This is a genomic window from Paenibacillus glycanilyticus, from assembly GCF_051200795.1.
GTDB classification, from domain to species: domain Bacteria; phylum Bacillota; class Bacilli; order Paenibacillales; family Paenibacillaceae; genus Pristimantibacillus; species Pristimantibacillus glycanilyticus.
In genome coordinates this window covers 573985-594380 of sequence record NZ_CP195155.1, presented here as the reverse complement: position 1 = coordinate 594380, position 20396 = coordinate 573985, and the positions used below count along the sequence as shown (strand labels likewise).

The 20396-nt window shown below is 53.4% G+C and carries 21 protein-coding genes and 1 pseudogene; 6 read left to right on the top strand and 16 right to left on the bottom strand.

All coding sequences use genetic code 11. From position 1 onward, the window contains the following. Nucleotides 1-290: 290 nt before the first annotated feature. The 3 genes and pseudogenes from ACR9FF_RS02805 to ACR9FF_RS02795 all read right to left on the bottom strand — a co-directional run bounded on the left by ACR9FF_RS02805 (nt 291) and on the right by ACR9FF_RS02795 (nt 2371). Nucleotides 291-1331, bottom strand: coding sequence for an NADH:flavin oxidoreductase (locus tag ACR9FF_RS02805; protein WP_435168809.1), 1041 nt, complete (start codon nt 1329-1331; stop codon nt 291-293). A gap of 146 nt (nt 1332-1477) precedes the next feature. Then, nucleotides 1478-1723, bottom strand: a pseudogene (locus ACR9FF_RS02800) (helix-turn-helix domain-containing protein); the annotation flags it as partial. Nucleotides 1724-1738: 15 nt separating this feature from the next. Beyond that, on the bottom strand, nt 1739-2371 hold the full coding sequence (locus tag ACR9FF_RS02795) for a cupin domain-containing protein (protein WP_435168807.1): 633 nt from the start codon (nt 2369-2371) through the stop codon (nt 1739-1741). 165 nt (nt 2372-2536) lie between these two features. Between ACR9FF_RS02795 and ACR9FF_RS02790 the strand changes: the two genes are divergently transcribed. After that, nucleotides 2537-3370, top strand: coding sequence for a phytanoyl-CoA dioxygenase family protein (locus ACR9FF_RS02790; protein WP_435168805.1), 834 nt, complete (start codon nt 2537-2539; stop codon nt 3368-3370). A 147-nt stretch (nt 3371-3517) separates the two neighbouring features. Here ACR9FF_RS02790 and ACR9FF_RS02785 read toward each other — a convergent pair whose 3' ends face one another. Further along, nucleotides 3518-4354: a sulfurtransferase gene (locus ACR9FF_RS02785; RefSeq protein WP_317980956.1), complete on the bottom strand. Its 837-nt coding sequence runs from the start codon at nt 4352-4354 to the stop codon at nt 3518-3520. Between the two features lie 185 nt (nt 4355-4539). On the opposite strand from ACR9FF_RS02785, the gene ACR9FF_RS02780 reads away from it, so the two are divergent. The 4 genes from ACR9FF_RS02780 (at nt 4540) to ACR9FF_RS02765 (ending at nt 6958) form a co-directional block, all read left to right on the top strand. Further along, nucleotides 4540-5403 (top strand): hypothetical protein, encoded by an 864-nt coding sequence (locus ACR9FF_RS02780; protein ID WP_435168801.1) that lies wholly within the window; start codon nt 4540-4542, stop codon nt 5401-5403. Nucleotides 5404-5585: 182 nt separating this feature from the next. Continuing rightward, entirely contained in the window at nt 5586-6032 is a 447-nt protein-coding gene (locus tag ACR9FF_RS02775) for a hypothetical protein (RefSeq protein ID WP_201008606.1), read from the top strand. A 1-nt stretch (nt 6033) separates the two neighbouring features. Continuing rightward, nucleotides 6034-6258, top strand: a complete 225-nt coding sequence (locus ACR9FF_RS02770; protein WP_127495923.1) for a helix-turn-helix transcriptional regulator — start codon at nt 6034-6036, stop codon at nt 6256-6258. A gap of 19 nt (nt 6259-6277) precedes the next feature. Further along, on the top strand, nt 6278-6958 hold the full coding sequence (locus ACR9FF_RS02765) for a DUF4386 domain-containing protein (RefSeq protein ID WP_435168797.1): 681 nt from the start codon (nt 6278-6280) through the stop codon (nt 6956-6958). Nucleotides 6959-7018: 60 nt separating this feature from the next. On the opposite strand, the gene ACR9FF_RS02760 is transcribed toward ACR9FF_RS02765, so the two are convergent. Together ACR9FF_RS02760 and ACR9FF_RS02755 are read right to left on the bottom strand one after the other, a co-directional pair. Then, nucleotides 7019-7786 carry a hypothetical protein gene (locus tag ACR9FF_RS02760; protein ID WP_435168796.1) on the bottom strand — a complete coding sequence of 256 codons (768 nt, stop codon included), beginning with the start codon at nt 7784-7786 and terminating at the stop codon, nt 7019-7021. Next, complete coding sequence (locus ACR9FF_RS02755) at nt 7771-8031, bottom strand: hypothetical protein (RefSeq protein ID WP_435168794.1); 261 nt, start codon at nt 8029-8031, stop codon at nt 7771-7773. The genes ACR9FF_RS02760 and ACR9FF_RS02755 overlap by 16 nt, the downstream gene beginning before the upstream one ends. Before the next feature lie 198 nt (nt 8032-8229). On the opposite strand from ACR9FF_RS02755, the gene ACR9FF_RS02750 reads away from it, so the two are divergent. Next, nucleotides 8230-9828, top strand: coding sequence for a stalk domain-containing protein (locus tag ACR9FF_RS02750; RefSeq protein WP_435168791.1), 1599 nt, complete (start codon nt 8230-8232; stop codon nt 9826-9828). A gap of 50 nt (nt 9829-9878) precedes the next feature. Here ACR9FF_RS02750 and ACR9FF_RS02745 read toward each other — a convergent pair whose 3' ends face one another. From ACR9FF_RS02745 to ACR9FF_RS02700, 10 genes are all read right to left on the bottom strand, one after another. After that, a complete protein-coding gene (locus tag ACR9FF_RS02745) occupies nt 9879-11129 on the bottom strand; it encodes a molybdopterin-dependent oxidoreductase (RefSeq protein WP_435168789.1) in 1251 nt (416 codons plus the stop codon). Nucleotides 11130-11146: 17 nt separating this feature from the next. Further along, a complete protein-coding gene (locus ACR9FF_RS02740; RefSeq protein ID WP_435168787.1) occupies nt 11147-12196 on the bottom strand; it encodes a sensor histidine kinase in 1050 nt (349 codons plus the stop codon). Continuing rightward, nucleotides 12193-12948, bottom strand: coding sequence for a response regulator transcription factor (locus tag ACR9FF_RS02735; RefSeq protein ID WP_435168785.1), 756 nt, complete (start codon nt 12946-12948; stop codon nt 12193-12195). Before ACR9FF_RS02735 ends, ACR9FF_RS02740 begins: the two co-directional genes overlap by 4 nt. A 124-nt stretch (nt 12949-13072) precedes the next feature. Further along, nucleotides 13073-13324, bottom strand: a complete 252-nt coding sequence (locus ACR9FF_RS02730) for a hypothetical protein (RefSeq protein WP_435168783.1) — start codon at nt 13322-13324, stop codon at nt 13073-13075. 207 nt (nt 13325-13531) lie between these two features. Further along, nucleotides 13532-13720, bottom strand: a complete 189-nt coding sequence (locus ACR9FF_RS02725) for a hypothetical protein (protein WP_012772497.1) — start codon at nt 13718-13720, stop codon at nt 13532-13534. Nucleotides 13721-13907: 187 nt separating this feature from the next. Beyond that, complete coding sequence (locus ACR9FF_RS02720) at nt 13908-14120, bottom strand: hypothetical protein (protein ID WP_127495929.1); 213 nt, start codon at nt 14118-14120, stop codon at nt 13908-13910. A 147-nt stretch (nt 14121-14267) separates the two neighbouring features. Continuing rightward, the gene (locus ACR9FF_RS02715; protein WP_435168779.1) at nt 14268-14699 is read right to left on the bottom strand and encodes a PaaI family thioesterase; all 432 of its coding nucleotides are present in this window, start codon (nt 14697-14699) and stop codon (nt 14268-14270) included. Nucleotides 14700-14721: 22 nt separating this feature from the next. Beyond that, nucleotides 14722-16410: a long-chain-fatty-acid--CoA ligase gene (locus tag ACR9FF_RS02710; protein ID WP_435172021.1), complete on the bottom strand. Its 1689-nt coding sequence runs from the start codon at nt 16408-16410 to the stop codon at nt 14722-14724. A gap of 453 nt (nt 16411-16863) precedes the next feature. Next, complete coding sequence (locus ACR9FF_RS02705; RefSeq protein ID WP_317980945.1) at nt 16864-18639, bottom strand: acyl-CoA dehydrogenase family protein; 1776 nt, start codon at nt 18637-18639, stop codon at nt 16864-16866. Between the two features lie 54 nt (nt 18640-18693). Continuing rightward, entirely contained in the window at nt 18694-19905 is a 1212-nt protein-coding gene (locus tag ACR9FF_RS02700) for an acetyl-CoA C-acyltransferase (RefSeq protein ID WP_435168776.1), read from the bottom strand. Between the last annotated feature and the right edge of the window lie 491 nt (nt 19906-20396).

Here is a 20396-nt window from a genome sequence, read left to right as displayed (position 1 = left end):
CGCACACCCGTCGTGGATCTCTTTAAAACTCCTCTACCCATTCCAACACAAAAATTTTTGAACTGCTTGTGCTACGACCGGTGCGATTCATCTTTAACTCTAATTGTTGACTTCGGTACGTTTAAATACAGCAGAAAGGGTACATCGCCACATACGCGATGTACCCTTTCCTACACACTATATTACCGCTTAATTCTTCTTCTCTTCCCCCACCGCAATCGGATTCTCACTGCAGGAGATCCAATCACTCCAGCTGCAGAATCTACTCCGGATTACAACATACGCTTCTTTTAGAATAGTGTCTTCAGCGCTTCAGGCGTGAACGGCACCAATTCAGTCAATTTACCTTTACGGATTTTGCTGGCCCATGCCGGATCAACCAGCAGTGCCCTGCCGATCGCGACCAGATCAAATTCATCATTTTCGAGCTTTTGCACAAGCCCGTCAATTCCTGTATTCGCAGAGCTTTTTCCTTCTGTAAAGAAGGTCATGAAATCACTGTCGAGTCCAACCGAGCCGACGGTAATCGTCGGTTTGCCGGTGATCCGTTTCACCCAGCCCGCAAGATTCAAATCCGATCCGGCAAATTCAGGCTCCCAGTACCGGCGGGTCGAGCAATGGAAAATATCCACGCCTGCATCCACCAGCGGTTGTAGAAATTGCTCCAGCTCTTCAGGATTATAAGCCAGCTTCACGGTGTATTCCCTTTCTTTCCATTGCGAAATTCGCAGCACAATCGGGAAATCCGGCCCAACAGCTTCGCGGCAAGCCCGGATGACTTCTTCGGCGAATCGGGTGCGGGCTAGCAGACTGCCCCCGTAACGATCCGTACGCTGATTGCTTTTCTCCCAGAAGAACTGGTCGATCAGATAGCCGTGCGCGCCGTGGAGCTCTATGCCGTCGAAGCCGATCCGCTTAGCTTCAGAGGCCGCATCGGCGAATGCTTGAACAATAGCGGTAATCTCGGCTTCGGTATAGTCATTCACTTGCTTCTTCGTGCCCATATGCCAGATTTGCGGCATAATTTTGCCGCCTGCGGCATGAACCTCAGCTGCGACGTTAGCCCAGCCTTTTAAAGCCTCTTCGCCGTAAAAGTGAGGCACATCCTTAGAGTTTGAGGAATCGGGATGATTCACCACCGTTCCTTCGGTTATGATAAGGCCAACATTATTCTCGGCTCTCCGGCGGTAATAAGCGGCAACATCCGCTCCAGGCACCCCATTCGGAGACATAGCGCGGGTCATAGGCGCCATCACAATGCGATTGGCCAGTGAAAGCTGCCCAAGAGTAAACGGACGGAACAAGGATTGTACGGCTGTAGAAGTTGACAATGTTTTACCTCCGATCAAGAGTTGGATGTTATTACAATTAGCAAACCGACATGCGTAAACGGATTCTCGTTATAGGAGATCCAATCGATATAGTTTTAGAATAACATAGGTTACCGTAAGTCGATAATCGATGCATCGAGTTTGGACTATCCATTTTTGAATTCCGTAGGCGTCAGACCCGTCTCTTCTTTAAAATTGCGGGAGAAATAATGGACGCTTGCGTAGCCTAACCGCTCCGCGATCATATCCATCTTCTCCCCGCTCAGCAGGTAATATTTCGCTTTACGGATACGTTCGTTGATGAGATATTGCTTCGGGCTATCTCCGGTACATTTGCGAAACAGCGATGAGAAATAAATGACGTGATAGCCGCATAGAGCAGCCAGCTCATTTACGGTCCAGTTCTTCTAAGGCTGCTCGTTGATCGCCTGGAGCGCAGGATCAATCTTGTCCTGTTCCGGCGACCTCGGCCGCGTCGTCAGTTGACTGCGAACTATGGTGGTGATCAGTTCTGTCATTAATGATCGCAGCAAGATGCGGTAGCCCGGCTGCTCGTTCATGTATTCTTTTACAATCCGCATCAAGATCGGCTTAAGGTCAGGCTTGGTGAAAAAAGGAGGCAGCTCCAGCAGCTCTTTGCTTGGAAGCTCAAGCTTGTAGCTGGGACGGATACTGGCTTTAAGCTTCTCCTCGCTGCAGGCTTCAATCGAAAATGCGGGATGGACAGGCTCCGGCGATGACTGCCGGTAAGCAAAATGAACACCGATGTAGACGGCACCCGTTCGAGCGATAATTCGGTGCGGACAATGGGGTCCGTACAGCGCGCTGTCTCCTGCTGCCAGCGTATATCGCTCCTGGCCGATACTTATCTCGGCTTCCCCCGAGAGCAAGCAGAATAACTGATAGTCCGGGATGATGCGAGGCCCCCATTGCTCGGCGGCGGGCACTTCAGCCCGACTCGCAAAGTTAACCGTCGGCTGCAGATCATCGATAGAGCCCAGGACGATATCCGGATAGGAATGCGGCGGGTCTTGGATCATACGGCGAAATCACCTCATGGCAGGAATGATCAAGGATATTTGAAAAGTGCAAAGACCTGTTTCGTATCTGTAAATACACCGCTTGCAAACTCCGCTATGCTTAGCACATCAAGCCATAACGCAAATTCAATTGATTTTTCGATTGATTATTAAGGAGGAGTTGCTATGTTAAGTCAAGCACAAATCGCGGAGTTTGAAAACAACGGTTTTCTAAAAGGCGGGGTCGTGCTGAGCGACGACCAAGTAGAGGAGCTTCGCGAGGAGCTGGATAAGGTGATGAACGGCGAGACCGTCAATAAGCCTGTCTTGAATCGCAACATGCTGGATTCGGATTCCCCCTATGACAATATGAAAATGATCACAAGCGAGAGTGTCGTCCAGATCGTTAATATCTGGCTCGCCAGCGATCGTTTCCTCCAGCATGCCGCGCATCCGGTTATCTGCGAGGAAGTGGCGCAGCTGTGCCATTCCAATTCGCTTCGCATCTGGCATGACCAAGTGCAATATAAGCCGCCGATTACGGGCGGACCTACGAACTGGCATCAGGATCATCCGCTATGGCCGATCATCCAGCCTGCCGATCTCGTCAGCGCATGGGTCGCGCTTGACGACGCCGTCATCGAGAACGGCTGCATGTGGATGGTCCCGGGCAGCCACAAGTGGGGCAATCATCAGCGCTATCTGGCGAACACGCCGGACTTCATGCCGTATCATCAACAGCCGGAGATGCTGCCGAACAACGCGGTCGTCAATGCCGTGCCGTTCGAGATCAAGAAAGGCCAAGTGGGATACCACCACTGCCTGACTTGGCACGGCAGCCCGCACAACCGCTCCGAGATGAAGCGCCGCGCCATCGCCGTGCACTACATGCCGGGCCACACCCGTTACGAGCCCATAGGCGAGCACGTCATGCTCTCCTACGTCAACGTAAAGCCAGGCGAGCTGCTCGTGGGCGATCATTTTCCGGAGGTGTACCGGAAGCAGGGGGTACAGGTTTAAGGATTTTCAGGAGGAGCCGCGCGGAATGCGCGGTTTTTTTTCGTGGTGTCTGGCGGTGATAACAAAACATAAAAAATACAGAGCAGCGGCATCCACCTCACCGTGCTCTGTATCAAACTTCACATACTACTTATTAATCTTTCCGCCTTACTCTTCCCCAACCTCAATCGGATTCTCTTCATACGAGATCCAATCGCTCCAACTACCCGCGTACAGCCTTACCTTCGTAAAGCCCGCTTCCTGCAAAGCCAGTACGTTCGGGCATGCCGTTACACCGGAACCGCAGTAGACGATCGTCTCCTGGTCCTTCGGCAGATCCTCGAATCGGGCTGCCTGCTCGTCCGCGCTTTTCCACTTGCCGTCTTCTCCCTTACCTTCCGACCAGAGACGGTTGATCGCCCCCGGAATATGGCCGGCAATCCGGTCTAATGGCTCCACTTCGCCGCGGTAACGCGCGCCGTCGCGGGAGTCGATCAGCGTGATATGCTCAGCGCCAAGCTTCTCTTTCACTTCGTCCATCTCGATCAGCATGTTGTGCTGCACCGTTGCAAGGTAACGCGCAGGAACAAGCGTCTTCTGCTCCGCGTTCACCGGGAAGCCGGCGTTTTGCCAAGCGGTAAAGCCTTCGTCCAGCACGAACACTTGCTCATGGCCCAAGTATTTCAGCAGCCACCATAGACGGGAAGCGTATGCTCCGCCTTGGTCGTCGTATGCGACAACGCGGGTTTCGTTGCTGATGCCAACCTTGCTGAGCGCAATGGTCAGATCCGTAATATCCGGCAGCGGATGGCGTCCGCCATGCTCGTCGATTGGAGCGGACAGGTCCTTTTCCAAATCCAGATACACCGCACCTGCAATGTGGGAGGCTTCATAAGCCTCGCGGCCGAAGTCAGGCTTGCCAAGCTGGAACCGGCAGTCGACGATAACGAGGTCTGTCTCATATAAGCGGGCAAGAAGCCATTTCAACGATACGATATTGTTCATGAAGGAATAACCGCCTTTCTTATGTATGCTATATGAGCATTATACATGATTCCGGCCCCTATCTTCTAACCCTTAGAATCTCCGTTTACAAATATTGCATACAAGCATAATCATGCGCGAATAATTCATAGATATTATCTTCTTCGGAATCGTTATTCCAACATTTTATCAAAGGAGATGAATTTATGTTCAAACGTTTCATCGGTACGGCAGCTGTTATTATCGCACTGGGTGCTGCGCTCGTTACCGAAGCCGGCGTCGCCCCTTCCGAGGCTCATGCGGCAAGCAACATGGTTCCGGATTACGAGGTTAAGCTTCTGATGGATCCAAGCACAACGCTGGGCCCCGATTTCAAGCTGACCAGCTCGGTATTAAGCGCCTTCTCGATGCCAACTACGGTAACGAAGATGAACGTCGCCTTCCTTGATACCAACGCGAAAGACATCTACGACAACGGCTGGAGCACCCGCATCCGCAAGACGGAAGGCGAAGACAACTTCGAATTATCCTACAAGAAGCGTTACACCATTAACAATAACGATATTAACGCGGCACTGACGCAAGCGAACAACGATGGTTTTAATTCCGGCGATACGAACTACGAAGCCCAAGTGGAATGGGGTTATCAGAAGAAAACGCTCAGCATCACCCGCAGCAAAAACGGCAGCAAGTCCGGCTACAGCGGCATGGATCTCCCGTCGATCAGCGACGCCCGCAGCCTGATGATCAACAACGCGCCGGATAAATTCAATGACTGGCTGTCTAACGACTGGGGCACAACCAAGCTTCAAGCTTCACGTTACTTCGGTCCAGTGCTCGCCAAACGTTCCATCGGCACTTGGAGTGGCATGCAGCTGTACATCGAAGTATGGCCGATCAAGAACGCTGCAGGCACCGGCACGGAATATGTGGTTGAGGCTTCCTTCAAGACAAACAGCGCAACAACCGCATCCGCCAAGCATGATGAGCTGGTCACTTACCTGCAGAACAAAGGCTGGTTCCTTGCCCAAGATTCGCTGAAAACCCAATTGATTATGGATCGTTACTAATCCGAATCTAATAATTCCTTATCCAAAGGCTCTCCCGCGCATGCTTTATCGTGGGAGGGCTTTTTTTTCGTTAAAAAATAGGCCTGCCATGCGTGTAAAGTTAACTTGACATTGAGTATAGTTTATATTACATTTTGTATATAGAACTTAACTTATTTTTACCATTCAAGGAGGTACAACGCTTGACCTATCAGGAGAAGAAAAGCATTACCACGTTAATTAGCGCCGTGCTTATTTTTGCCGTCTATTGCTTGTATAAGTACGCGCAGTACCCGGAGGAAGGAATGGCGCTTGAGGAAAGCATCCGTTACTGGGGCTCCTTCGTGTTAGTCCTGACGCTGGTATCTATTATCGCGCATATTGTGATCAGCATTATTTTCAACATCATCTTCCGGATCACCACCGGGGAGAAGGAACCGGCCTTTGCCGATGAACTGGATAAACTCATTGAGTTGAAAGCCCACCGGAACTCTTTTTTCTTATTTATACTCGGTTTTCTGCTTGCTATGGTGTCTCTTGCTACCGATCAGCCACTGAACCTAATGTTCCTCATTCTGATTGCCTCCGGGTTCCTGTCGGACGTTACCGGTTCGATCACGAAGCTGTACCATTACCGGAAAGGAGTTTAACATGGCTAAAAATCTTGTCGGCAACCACATCCGCAAATTACGATTTAATCATAACGAGATGACACAGCAGCAATTGGCTGACAAGGTCGGCGTAACAAGACAAACGATTGTCGCATTGGAAAAAGGCAACTACTCCCCGTCCCTCGAGCTAGCCTTCCGGATTTCACACGCTTTTGGACTGCCAATCGAAGAGATCTTCTTCTACGGGGAAGATACAAGCCAATAAATATGAGGAGGCAACCCCTATGGTTTCTATCACCAAAACGCCCAAAGTAACCGGCACCCTGTTTATACTCGCAGCCGTATCATCCGTATTGGGTCTTCTGTTCTATGGCCCTATCCTTAACCACGCGAATTACCTGACGAACGGCTCCGAGCACGCAGGCCAGATCATCCTCGGAGCGCTAATGGAGCTGATCCTGGTTGCTTCTGCCGTTGGCACTGCGGTCACGATGTATCCTTTTCTGAAAAAATACAACGAAAGCATCGCACTCGGCCATGTGTGCTTCCGCCTGCTCGAGGCCGTCGTTATCACGGTAGGCATAGTCGGCATGCTGTCCCTCGTCACCTTAAGCCGGCAATATGTCTCCGCTGGCGCTCCCGATCCCGCTACTTACGATGCTGCCGGAACGTTGTTCCTGGCGGTACATGACTGGACCTTTATGCTTGGCCCTAACTTCTTGCTCGGCATTAATACGATGCTGTACAGCTACATTTTCTACAAATCCGGGCTTGTCCCCCGCTTCATTCCGATCCTTGGCATGACCGGCGCCGTACTCGTGTTTAGCGCCTCGCTGTTCGAAATGTTTGGCGTATTCTCTCAGCTGTCCGTCTGGGGCGGCCTCCTCTCCCTGCCGGTAGCGGCAAATGAAATGATCCTGGCAGTCTGGCTGATTGTAAAAGGTTTTAATAAAGCGGCACTCTGAGGAGATGCACACACGCCAAAAAGGCCGGCATTCCGTCGAGGAATTCCGGCCTTTTACTATTTAAAAAGTCCCGTTCGTCATTGTGTCAATAACCGTAGCCGTTAAGCCCCGGGTATTGATTGAGCCCCCTGCAGCCTGTTGCTGGGAGGAGGCAGAAGCCGTTACGGTAAAAGAATACGTATACGTCCCCGGACCCGGACTGTCTACCCAGGTGAGAGCGCTGGTCGCGGATACTTGGGAGAAATCCGCCTGATTTCCCTGCTGCGTTATCGCCTCGTTATCGGCAGCAATAACGTCTGCCGGGTTTCTGGAGAGAACGCCGTTAACCGAATAGCTCTGCACTCCCGTAAAGCTCGCATTCGCAAAAGCCTCCAGTTTCACAAGCTGGTCAGCCAGTAAAACGATCGGCGTTAAGACCAGCTCTACCGTGGCCTGGTTGTTCACCAGATCGATCTGTTCGCGGCTGCCGGAGAAGCGGATAGCTGTCATGCTTAAAGGTCCGGATACGCCTGGGGCTCCCTGCGGTCCCTCTGCTCCAGCCACTCCTTGCGCCCCGGCAGGCCCCTGAACACCTTGCACGCCTTGTGCACCTTGAGCTCCTTGGGCTCCTTGGGCACCTTGGGCGCCCTGGACTCCTTGCGCTCCTTGTATATCCCGTTGTATCGCTTCTCTCTGTAAACCGGTAACATCGGGGGATGCCGTTCCCTCAGCTCCTACGATATTCGCGGCCTGTATCGCCTGTACAAAAGCCGGACTAGACACAAGCCCCGGCAGTACGGAACGGACCGCGTTATCGAATACGGGATGCTCGATCACTTGCGGCAGCACTGACGGACAACCCTGTCAAAAGCAGGCGTTGCGAGCACCTCAGGCAAGACAGAGGCAATAGAACGGTTGAAACTCGGGTCGGCAATCAAGGCAGGGATGACATCAGAAGATAGTTTGCCTGGAGTTACTGCATTTCGCGCCAGCTTGGTGGCGGTTATTGCTCTGGGAGCAATCCGGCTTGCCGTAATCGGTCTCTCCAGCCTGCTCACCCGCTCCTCGATGGTAAGTCTTTTTGCTCTTGGCACTGCCTCCACCCCTCCTGCTATATGACCTGATCTGGGATCAGTCTATGGTTAACAGTGTATTAGGGATAAACCTGTCGAGGCACGATGTTTGTTCCTGAGGAAAGCGTCTATTTTACTTTCGTTTTCAAATAACAATCATCTGTCTTATTTAACCATCTAAACCTATAATAGAGAGTATTCCAAAGAGGGATGTGAACTATGTTGAGAAAGATTTTTATGGTCCTTATCGCCTTGCTCTTAATCGTTCTAAGCGTGCCGGTTACCGGATTTAGTGCAGCCAATGTATATCTGCCTGACTCCTCCGGCACTGCGCTTAACTGGGAGTTCGATGAAACCCCTCCGAAACGCCCGAATCTGAAACTCCTTAACTCGGCGAACTATGAATACAAATGGAAAAGAGATAACTCGCTCTTATTTAACCTTGTTCAGGACAAGAATGGGGTCCTTTATATGAGCGATGCGGACAATAAGGTTCATGCCGTCTATCCAAATGGAAAGGAAAAATGGAGCGTTCAATTGGATATGGGCTTTGAATTATCCGTTATTTATTTAGTTCTAGGCCAAGATGGAACGATCTATGCTTATAGCTCGGATTTCCTTACGCAGCCCGGCATGACCTCCATATATGCCTTATCGCCAGAAGGAAAGGTCAAATGGCATTTACCGCCCGATACAATGGTCTATAGCCGGTTCGACACGCATTTCGCCGGTGATTCTCAGGGCAATTTTGTCTATTTCTCGGCGGACGGATTAATCTCCCGTAATGCAAAAGGGGAGGTTAATTGGACAAACAAAGAAATTCGCACTTCCGATCCGAACAAACCGTCGCCAAGCACGCATTCTTCCTATTTATTTATTGACCCAAAAGGAAATATATACGTGGATTCCGAGAGCAAAAAGATTATCTCCATCAATCCTGATGGAACGGAAAGATGGCGTTCAGTGCCTCAAAGCTACCTAAATCAGTTTGACGTATTCTATCCTTATTTCTCGGATGCAGGCATCCTCTATATGCTTACTTCCAGCGGTTTGCATGCCTTGACAGCTACGGACGGCAGTCAGGTTAAGCTTTCCGCTCAATCCGATTTATCGGATATCCGATCCTCCGGTATTCCAACCGACGGCAAGGGCGGTTACTACTTCGATAACAGAGGGGGTATCCAAAAGCTCGATTATAAGGGAACTGTTAAATGGTCATACCTGCCAAGATCCACTGAAAAGTACGGAGTCGGCTCCACTAAACCTCTCGTGACAGATGATATGGGAAATCTCTATTTCGGTACGGGGGTTGGCAATATCATCGGTCTCAATAGTGAGGGACAAGAAATTTTCGTCTTTCTTAGGAATGCTTACTGGTACAAATTTGCAGACGTTGTCATCGGAAGCAGCGGTAACCTCTATTCCATTCATGACGACATTGGACTTGTAGCCTTCGGAAAAAAACAAATCCAGGTTTATCAAGATAATCGCTATTTGCCTATGTCGGTAGCTCCTATAATGGATAACGGATCCGTGTTAGTCCCCTTCCGCTCCTTGTTTGAGAGTATGGGCTTGAAGGTTGGCTGGAACTCCGCCTCGCAAACGATAACCGGCACCAAGGAAGGCCTAACGATACAAATGAAGCTGGGTTCTCGAACTGCTTATGTCAACGGACAAGCTAAGTCATTAAGTAGTGCTCCAAAGATGTTCAAAAATTCCACTTTCATCCCCATTCGTTTTGTAGCGGAAGCACTTGGGAAAAACGTAAGCTGGGATAGTAAAAGCTCCTCCGTTAATATTGATTCGAAGGTAAAATAGTACACGACAAAAAGGCCAGATTTCCTCGCAGAGGATTTCTGGCCTTTCCTTTACACCCAAGCATCAATATCATAGCCGCGCTCTTCCCAATAGCCGATATGATCCTTGTCGATCAGCTCGATCCGGTTGAGCCATTTCACCGATTTGTACGCGTACATCTTCGGCACGATCAGCCGGACCGGACCGCCGAGATCGCTTGGGATCAGATTGCCGTCATGCAGCATCGCGACCATAATGTCGTCCATTTGCGCCTGCTCGAGGGTGAGCGCATCGGTGTATACGCCGTCGCCGGAATAGAATTTCACCGCTTTTGCGTTTGTTTTGACCCCAGCCTCCTGCAGGAACTGCTTCAGCGGGATGCCCTCCCACGTATTCTTGTAGACGGACCAGCCCGTCACGCAGTGAAAATCGCTCACCTGAACCTTGCGCGTCAGCTTCACGAATTGCTCCCAGTTCCACGTCATCGGTTTATCAACCAACCCGTCTATGGTGAAGGACCAGGTCTCATTCGAAAAGGTCGGAATCGGCGTGACCGAATAGATCCGGAATTCGCCTTTCGCACCACCGCCGAGCGGAGGCGCGGATGCAGGCATAGGCTGCGGCAAGGGAACAAGCTGATTGCCATCCCTCGTCACAATCTCCTCGTAGGAGGGACTGCCAAGGCTGACGCCAAGCGTATTGACGGTCCACTTTAGAAAAGAAGGCCCCACCGCGACGGCGATTCCGCCGCCAACCGCCCATTTGACAAATGACCGCCGGGACAAGTACGATTGCGGACTTGCCGCGGGATGAATCGGTATGTCCACCGCTTTCGGTTCGCGTTCCGTGCGCACCGTCCGGCGGTTCGGTTCCTTGAGCCATTTGGTCCGCGTAATGGAATGGTAAATAATATAGGGAAGTCCAACCCAGGTTAAGAGGTCGTGAACGGTGAGCGCATGATTCGACCACCACGGCCCCACGGCGCGGAACTGCCAGAGGAGCACGCCCGAGATGAACCATCCGACAAGCAGACCAAGCACGACAAAGACATTAAATTTCTGCCAACCCTTCCCTCTCAGCTGCTTCCAGTGCTTGGCGGCGAGCAAGAGATAGAACACAACCGGAACGAGGGACAGCAAGCCAACGATAATGTGCAGCTCCTTCAGCCACACCCTTCCTTCCCCAAGCACGCCGCGCCAGTAATTCATCACCAGCATGATCCCGGACAATGCCAGCACGACCACAATCCAGCCGTTCCAGGCATGCAGAATTGCAAGCTTACGTCCGAAGCCTTTGCGCAGACGTTTCAACAACTCGCCCACTTGCCTTCCTCCTCTGCTTATTGGTTTCCTTGCGCTTCGTTAACGGTGAACCAAAACCGGCTGCCTTGTCCTCCCGCCTGCTCCACCCCGATCCTGCCGCCGTATTGCTCAACTAGCAGCTTAGCGATGGATAACCCGATCCCCGCTCCGCCGCTTTCGCGGCTTCGGGCACGGTCCGTCCGGTAGAACCGCTCGAAGATACGCTCCCGTTCGGACTCCGCGATACCGGCTCCTTCATCCGTAATGGAAACCCGGATCACGCCATCCTCCCGTTCTTCCGCCGCAATGACGATAATTCCGTTATGAGGAGAGTAGCGAATGGCATTTTCGATCAGATTCTGAAGAATCCGCTGGAGATGTCTTGCCAGCATATTTACCCGCAAAGACCGCTCCGGCAGCCTGACCCGAAGCTGAAGCCCCTTGGCATCCAGCCCCATCGAGAATCTCGGGTGGAGCTCCAGGAGCACATCCTCCAGCACCGCCGGAGCCTTCTCTACCTGGTCGTCCGTCCTTCTGTCCAGTGTCGACAGCTCGAACAAATCCTGGATGAGCTCGCTAAGCCTTACCGTCTCGGAGCGGATGGTGGCCAAGTAACGGCGATACGTCGCATCATCCTCGATAACCCCATCCTCCAGCGCTTCCGCATAAGACTGCATCGAAGCAAGCGGCGTCCGCAGATCATGCGCCATGTTCGCGACAAGCTCCCGCTGGGCCGATTCCGCCGCTTTTACCTGGCGAAAGCTTTGTTCAAGACTCGCCCCCATCTGATTGAACTGATCCGCCAGCAGCCGGAATTCGGCCAAGCCCGTTCGATCCACTCTGGCCTCAAGCTCGCCTGCGGCAATCCGTCCAGCCCCTTCGCCAACCCGGCGGACCGATGCCTCAAGAGGACGAATAAGCAGGAAGAACAAGAAGGCTGATACAATGCCGGCTGCAACGGTAGCAAGTCCGAGCCAGATCAACTGCTCTCGCGTGACGAGCATATACTGAAAGAATACAAGCAGCAGAACGATAATAAACGCGATACTAATTGTATTGGCCAGGAGCAGATAAGATCGGAGCTTCATGTCGTATTCCCCTTGCCGTCGAGCTTGTAGCCAATCCCCCATACCGTCTTGATCCAAGTTGGATCAGAAGGATTCGGTTCGATTTTCTCCCGCAGTCGCCGCACATGAACCGTCACCGTGGTCGTATCGCCATCGAAGGCGATATCCCATACCTGATTAAGCAGCTGACTGCGCGAGAAAACTTTGCCCGGGTAAGTCGCCAGCAATTGCAGCAGATCGAACTCCTTGGCGGTCAGCTCGATATTGGTCTGCTGCACGGTCACTCTTCTCTCCTGCGGAAAGATCGACAGCCCTTCGAAATGAATAGGCTTATCCGCCTCGTTACCGTCAAAAGAGTGACCGCCTTCCGCCGAGCCTTCCCGTCCTTTTGCGGCAAAATCATTCTTCCAGCCCATTCTTCTCAAAATATTGTTCACCCGCAGCACAAGCTCCCTTGGGCTGAAAGGCTTCGTCATATAATCATCAGCGCCCATGGTTAGTCCGAGCAGCCGGTCCGGCTCCTCGCCGCGCGCCGTCAGCATAATTATCGGCGTATCGTCGGTTTGCCGAATGGTATCGCATACCTCCAGCCCGTCAATCTTGGGCATCATAAGATCTAAAACGAGCAAATCCGGCCGATGCTCTTTCCATAAGCGGATCGCCTCTTCCCCGTTTTCCGCCACCCATACCGTATTACCTTCCCGCTCCAGATACCTGCGGCATACATCCGTAATATTCCGTTCATCATCCGCAACAACAATACAGGCGCCCATCCTCCGCCCTCCGTTCGTGAGGTCCTCATTTACATCTATTATACTGCCGCTTTTATCCCGTTACGAATCTTATCCCGCAGACGGGAACAATCCCTTGCCGCAAGGAAAGGGATTGAAGAGCCTTCTACTTTGTGTCTTCCTTCATTCCATCATTCATCATTTTATCGTCGTTCATCGGCGCTACGCTTTGCATGCTGTCATTCATCATCTTCTCATCGTTCATTGTTTTATCGTCGTTCATCGGCGCATTGCTTTGCATGCTGTCGTTCATTTCCGATGCCGGCTTCTCATTCATTTTGTTGCCGTTATCCGAATTGCAAGCGCTGAGCGCCAGCATCCCGCCAATTACGAGCACGCCCCATACTCTTTTGCTCATCGTCATCTCTCCTTGAACCGTCATTTCGTCCTGGCTTGCTTACAAGACCTAGCTTACCGGACAATGCTAACCATCCAAGAACGATGCGCTTGCAAAAGCATTATGAAAATCTTACAAAAGAATTACAACCATTCAAAACTCTTATCCGCAGCACAAAAAAGGCTTTGCACCTGTTATCACACAGATGCAAAGCCATTTCGTATGCGCTCAACTGACCGAGGAGTTGATCTTACCCATCTCGTCTTCCACTAAAATTGTTAATTCATCCTCGTATCCGCCCGTTATCCTGTACTTCCGGATATAGTCCTTAACGAACTTGCGCGGATCCTTTGGCTGAAAAATTCTCGTGAGTTCCTTCAGGCTTTCCTTGACCTCATTCTGGCTATGCTTCGCCATGAAATCTCCTCCCCTATACGTTGGATGGTCGTCCTAAACAACAAATCCGAGAACGGATGCGGCAGTTACGCCGCAAATTACCCCCCATTTCAGTGCAGGCAACTCCATGGTCAATGAGTCACAATGTTTGCATTTTTCTTACTATTATAACATTTCAGGCAGGATTGTAAAATAAACAAATGTTAATCTAACCCGTGCCTTCGTTCTCCCGGGGCGGCTTCGCCGGAGGCTCTTCGGCCTTTGGCGGAGCGGCTTGCGGGGGAATTGACGGAGGCGGAACGTCCATGGATGAATGGTGCGTCTCGTTCCTGTTAAACATTCGTAAATAGGCAAAAACGCCAATTAGTGCAACTGCTATCCCAAATATCAAAACGACCGCGGTAATCCATCCATCGACCATGCTTCCGCCTCCTCTCTTCTTATATTTATCGGCCGAAAGCTGATTTGGTTTCAGTTTATTTGCCTATATTTTTTTCTTCCATATATAGGATATATTATATCGAACCAACTGCCCGTCAGCAACTCGGCCAAATTGACTAAATATTCGTTATCGCGACACAATCCGATAGGTTCCGCTTCCCCAAGCGATCATTCTATCGCCCTCATCCTTCACCGTTGCCTGCAGGGTAATCGTCCGTCCAATCCGGTGCATGATCTCGGCTTCGCACACCAGATTGCCGCTCTTCGCGCTCTCCAGAAAATGCGTGTTCAGGCCTGCAGTTACCGTCTTTTCCCGGCATGCGAGCATGACGACCAGACCCATTGCATTATCCAGCATAGACATCAATACCCCGCCATGCACGATGCCAATCAGGTTCAAATGACGCTGCTCCGCGCGCAGCCGGATCGCCGCTTTTTCCGCATGGGCAAAGACGACCTCGCAGCCAAGCTCGCTCCAAAAAGTCCCGCTGGCCAGCTCCTCCAGCTTCGCCAAATGCCTCTCAATATCCGCCTGCTCCGCGGCAAAATCCTCCGCCACGCGCATCACCGCCTCTTTGTTTTTATTGTTGCTCCTTCTCCAGCTCCTCCATCAGCTTGCGCCTTAGGACCTTGCCGATCATCGTCTTCGGAAGGGAATCCCGGAATTCGTACAGATGCGGCACCTTAAACGCGGCAAGCCGCTGCCTGCACCAGACGTCGAGCTGGGCCGCAGATACGTAGGAGCCTTTTTTAAGCACAACGAAAGCCTTCACCGTCTCGCCGCGGTACGGATCCTTCACCCCAAGGACAGAGGCTTCCATCACGGCCGGATGCTCATACAGCACCTCTTCGACCTCGCGCGGATAAATATTGAAGCCGCCCGCAATGATGACATCCTTGATCCGGTCTACAATCGTAAAAAAGCCGTCTTCGTCCATATAGCCGAGGTCGCCGGTATGCAGCCAGCCATCCCTCAGCACGACTTCGCTCTCCTCTGGATTGTTCCAATAACCCTTCATCACCTGCGGACCGCGAATCACAAGCTCGCCAACCTCGCGAACGGGAAGCGGCTTGCCTTCCGGGCTGAAGATTGCGGCTACCGTATCGGGAAAAGGCATGCCGATCGTGCCAATTTTGCGTTTGCCCCAGATCAGATTGGCATGCGTCACCGGCGAAGCTTCCGTCAGACCGTAGCCTTCGATCAGCTTGCCGCCGGTCATTTTCTCGAACTGCTCCTGCACCTCAAGCGGTAGAGCCGCCGATCCGCTGATACAGGCCTCGATCGAGGAAAGATCGGTGCTGGCTGCATTCTTATGATTAATCAAAGCCACATACATCGTTGGCGCACCCGGGAACAACGTTGGCTGCTGCCGGCTGATGGTATCGAGCACGGTCTCGGTCTCAAAACGCGGCAGAAGCACCAGTGAGCCAGCGCGCATAATGGAAAAATTCATTAACACGGTTAAGCCGAATACGTGAAATAACGGCAGCACCGCCAGAAATCTTTCGTAGCCATCCTTCACCCTGTAGCACCAGGCCGAGGTCTGCATCGTATTGGCCACAAGGTTCCGGTGGGTCAGCATCACCCCTTTCGGTGTTCCGGTTGTACCTCCGGTATATTGAAGCTGGGCGAGATCGCTGCCGTGAATGTCGGTCAGGACGGGAAGATTAGAGCTCGAGGAAATAAGCTTCTTATAAGAAACAACACCGTGACGGCCGTACGGAATATCCGCTTTGAAGCCTTCTTTGCGCTGTTTGAGCGGGTAGAGGAGATTTTTCGGAAAAGGAAGTCCGTCCTTCAGCGACGTAATGACGGCGTTCTTGAGCTGGGGAACAGCCCCCGCCGCCGGAAATTCGCCGCGCACGTTGGCTAGGCGCTCATAGAACAGGTCGACGGTAATGATCGTTTTCGCCCCGCTGTCCTTCAGCTGATGCTCGAGCTCCCGCTCCACGTAGAGCGGATTGGTCTGGACCACAACGGCGCCAATCATTAGAGCGGCGTAGTAGGAGATCACCGCCTGCGGACAGTTCGGCAGCATAATCGCCACCCGGTCGCCGCGGTTAACGCCAAGCGAGATCAGGCCGTTAGCCAAGCGGCAGGTATGGTCGTACAGTTCGCGGTAGGTGAGCGATTTGCCTAGAAAATGTACGGCTTCATTCGCCGGGAATTTCTCCACGGCATTAACGAGGAACTGTGGAATGCCATGATTCGGGTAATCCAGGGAAGCCGGGATCTCCAGCGGATAATGCCGAAGCCACGGCTTCGGAATCTCTACCGTAGCCTCAGGCCCCTCTGATGCCGCGGAGGCAACGGCCTCCTCGGGAGCCGGCTCATCGCCTGGGGAGGCTTCAGCAGACGGATCTGGCTCCGCCGCTGGCGCAGCCCCCGTCGCTTCCACTTCTGCGGATGTTTCTGCCGCCGGGGCGGCATCGGCAGCGACAACTTCTTCGCTCGGCTCGGCCTCAGCCGACGCAGCCGCTTCTGTGACTGACTCTGTCGTTGCGGCATCGAATGCGATAGCTTCTTCGCTCGGCTCAGCCTCCGCGGACGGAGCCGCTGACTCCGCCGCCGGAGGCTCAGCTTCTATGAGCTGCGGGGCTGCGGCTTCCTCCTGCCGTGGCGATAGTGGCGGTTCGTTAGGTGCGGAATTGGGCGGCTTTTGCCGATCCTCGGGTACAAGCGGGTTTTCCGGATCTGCCTTATCCATATGGCGTTCCCCCTCCTACACAATATATTGCTCCCCGTTAATGACCCGTGCGGCAATATCCCGCTTGGCCGCAATCGTATCGAGCAGCGGACCGCGCATCAGCTTCTTCAGTACCGACAGCTGCATTTGCAGGGCATCTCCCTTCGCCAATGCCGCCAGAGCAACCTTCGCGATCGATTCGATCTTCTCCAGCGCCTCCTGCACGAACACTTCCGTCATTTGAATCGCGTTCACCGCATCCGCACCGCTTTGTGCAAGCTTCTGCGTCCGGAGCAGCGCGCTTTCCGCAGCGAAGAGCTGAATCATGATATCCGAAAGCGAGCAGAGCACCTCCTGCTCCTGGTCAAGCTTTAACCCCAGCTTTTGCACGGCGAGCCCGCCGACGGCAAGAAAAGCTTTTTTCCCCTGCGATACGCGGTACACCTCACGGCTGAGCGGCTCATCAAACGGCGGAACCGGCATCGGCTGCAGCAGCTCGGCCTGCAGGGACTGCGCTTTTTCGAGCAGCGGAAGCTCGCCTTTCATCGCTTTTTTCAGCAAGGTTCCCGGAATGAGCATCCGGTTAATCTCGTTGGTCCCTTCGAAAATCCGGTTAATCCGCGAATCCCGGTAAATGCGCTCCACCTTGTATTCCTTGATATAGCCGTAGCCGCCGTGAATCTGGACGCCCTCGTCCGCGACAAAATCCAGCGTCTCCGACGCAAACACCTTGTTGATCGAGCATTCCAGCGCGTACTCGCTGATCGCTTTTGCCGCCCGCATTCCTGCATCCGGCGCATCCGCCCCGGCACCCTCCGCACTCAGCATGGCATCGATCCAACCCGCGGTCCGGTATACCATCGATTCCAGCACGTAGGTCCTGATATTCATATCCGCCAGCTTGGCGCCAATAAGCGGGTAAGAGGAGATGGCACGGCCGAACTGCTTGCGCGTGTTGGCGTATTTGGAGGCGAGCTCGATCGTTTCTTTGGACCCGCCAAGACAACCCGCCCCCAGCTTGAACCGACCGATGTTCAGGATGTTGAACGCGATTTTATGCCCTTGGCCGATCTCGCCAAGCACGTTCTCCACCGGCACCGCGACATCCTCGAAAAATAACGGGCGAGTCGACGAGCCTTTAATGCCCATCTTGTGCTCCTCCGGCCCAAGGCTGAAGCCCGGCATCCCTTTTTCCACGATAAACGCGCTGAACGCTTCCCCGTCCACCTTCGCGTACACGATAAACACATCCGCAAAGCCCGCGTTCGTGATGTACAGCTTGGAGCCGTTCAGAATATAATGACTGCCGTCCGGCGACAGCTTTGCCGTTGTTTTGGCGCCTAAAGCATCCGAACCGGAGGCCGGTTCCGTTAAGCAATAGGCGGCGATCAGCTCACCCGTGGCGAGCTTCGGCAAGTATTTGCGCTTCTGTGCGGCTGTTCCGAAAAAGACGATCGGCAGCGTGCCGATCCCCGTATGCGCGCCAACCGACAGCGCGAAAGAGGAGGCGCGGGCAAGCGTCTCCGACAGCAGGGTTGTGCTTACTTTGTCGAGTCCAAGGCCGCCATAGGCTTCGGGTACATCCGCTCCAAGAAGGCCTAGCTCGCCTGCCTGGCGCATCAGCTTAACCGTCAGCTCGTAGTCCAGCCCCTCAATCTGCTCATCCAGCGGAAAAATCTCTCCCTCCACAAACTGCCGCGCCGCATCCGCCATCATCTTCTGCTCTTCGTTGAAGTCCTCCGGCGTAACCGTAGCGGACGGCAGAGCATCCTCGATTACAAAACGACCGCCAAACCGAATGTTTTCCCCCATGCTTTACGTCCCCTTTCCCTCTCGCCTTCCTGCTTCCTCCACTTGCGCGCTGTGCTACGCGTATACCTCAAAAACGCCTGCGGCTCCCATCCCTCCGCCGACACACATCGTGACAACTCCGATTCCTCCGCCGCGTCTCTTCAGCTCGTGAATAAGCGATACCGACAGCTTCGTCCCCGTACAGCCAAGCGGATGACCAAGCGCAATCGCCCCGCCGTTTACGTTCACTCGGTCGGGATCGATGCCAAGCTGCTCGATAATCGGCACGCATTGAGCGGCAAAGGCCTCATTCAGCTCAAAAATATCAATATCGTCAACCGTTAGGTTAGCGGCTTTAAGCGCTTTGGGAACGGCCTCTATTGGGCCGATGCCCATCACCTCAGGCGCTACCCCTGCTACCCGGTATGCGCGGAAAGCGGCAAGAGGCGTCAGCCCAAGCTCCTTCGCCTTGGCGCGGCTCATCACCACTACCGCGGCTGCGCCGTCGCTCATCTGCGAGGAGTTGCCGGCCGTAACCGTACCTTCTCTCGCAAAAGAAGGCTTCAGCGGCGCAAGCGTCTCCGGCGTCGTATCCGGGCGCACGCCTTCATCGGTATCGAAGGTGAAGGTCCGCTCAACAGGCCGGCCGTACTCGTTCACATCGGATCTCGTTGCAGTCACCGGCACGATCTCGTCTTTGAAGCGCCCTTCCTGAATGGCCGCCGCCGCCTTGCGATGACTGGACGCGGCAAAAGCATCCTGCGCCGCGCGGGTAACGTTATAGCGGCGTGCCACTTCCTCGGCGGTGTGACCCATGCCCATGTACACCTCCGGCATGGCATCCACGATGCCTGGATGCGGAGCCAGCTTAAAGCCGGTCATCGGCACATGGCTCATGCTTTCCACGCCGCCCGCAACAAGGATGTCGGCATCGCCAAGCCGTATGCGTTCAGCCGAGTAGGCGATTGCCTGCAGCCCCGATGCGCAGAACCGGTTAATCGTGACGGCCGGCGTCGTAACCGGGAAGCCCGAATAGAGCGAAATAATCCGCGCCATATTCAGCCCTTGCTCGCCTTCCGGCATGGCACAGCCGATAATGACATCCTCGACGTCGGCCGCATCAAGCCCCGGGACACGGCCAACCGCCGCAGTCAGTACGGCCCGTCCAAGGTCCTCTGCCCTCGTCTCCGCCAGACTCCCCTTCTTCGCCTTGCCCACCGCGGTTCGTACCGCGGATACGATAACGGCATCGCGGTCATGGTCCGCAAATTTGCCCGCTGCTCCCATAAAGCGCCTCCTTCTTTTTTGGCTCCGCCCGCGCCTCGTCGGGCGGAGCCTTTTGTAGTTGCTGCTTGTAAGGTAAGACCCCGGGAGGGTCTTATCTCGTTCCGATCACCCGTTAACGTGGCAGATAAGACCCTCGCAGGGGCTTATTTGCTGCTCAACCCTTGTTTTCGAGTAACTTTTAGCTTGCTCGCGGGGAGTTAAGACCGTGTGAGGGTCTTATCCCGTTCCAACTCCCGGTGAACGTGACAGATAAGACCCTCGCAGAGGCTTATTTGCTGCGCATCCCTTGTTTTTAATTAACTTTTGGCTTGCTCGCGGAGAGTTAAGACCCTGGGAGGGTCTTATCCCGTTCCAGTCACCCGTTAACGTGGCAGGTAAGACCCTCGCAGGGGCTTATTTGCTGCTCATCCCTTGTTTTAAAGTAACTTTTGCCTTGCTCGCGGGGAGATAAAACCCTGTGAGGGTCTTATCCCGTTCCAGTCACCCGTTAA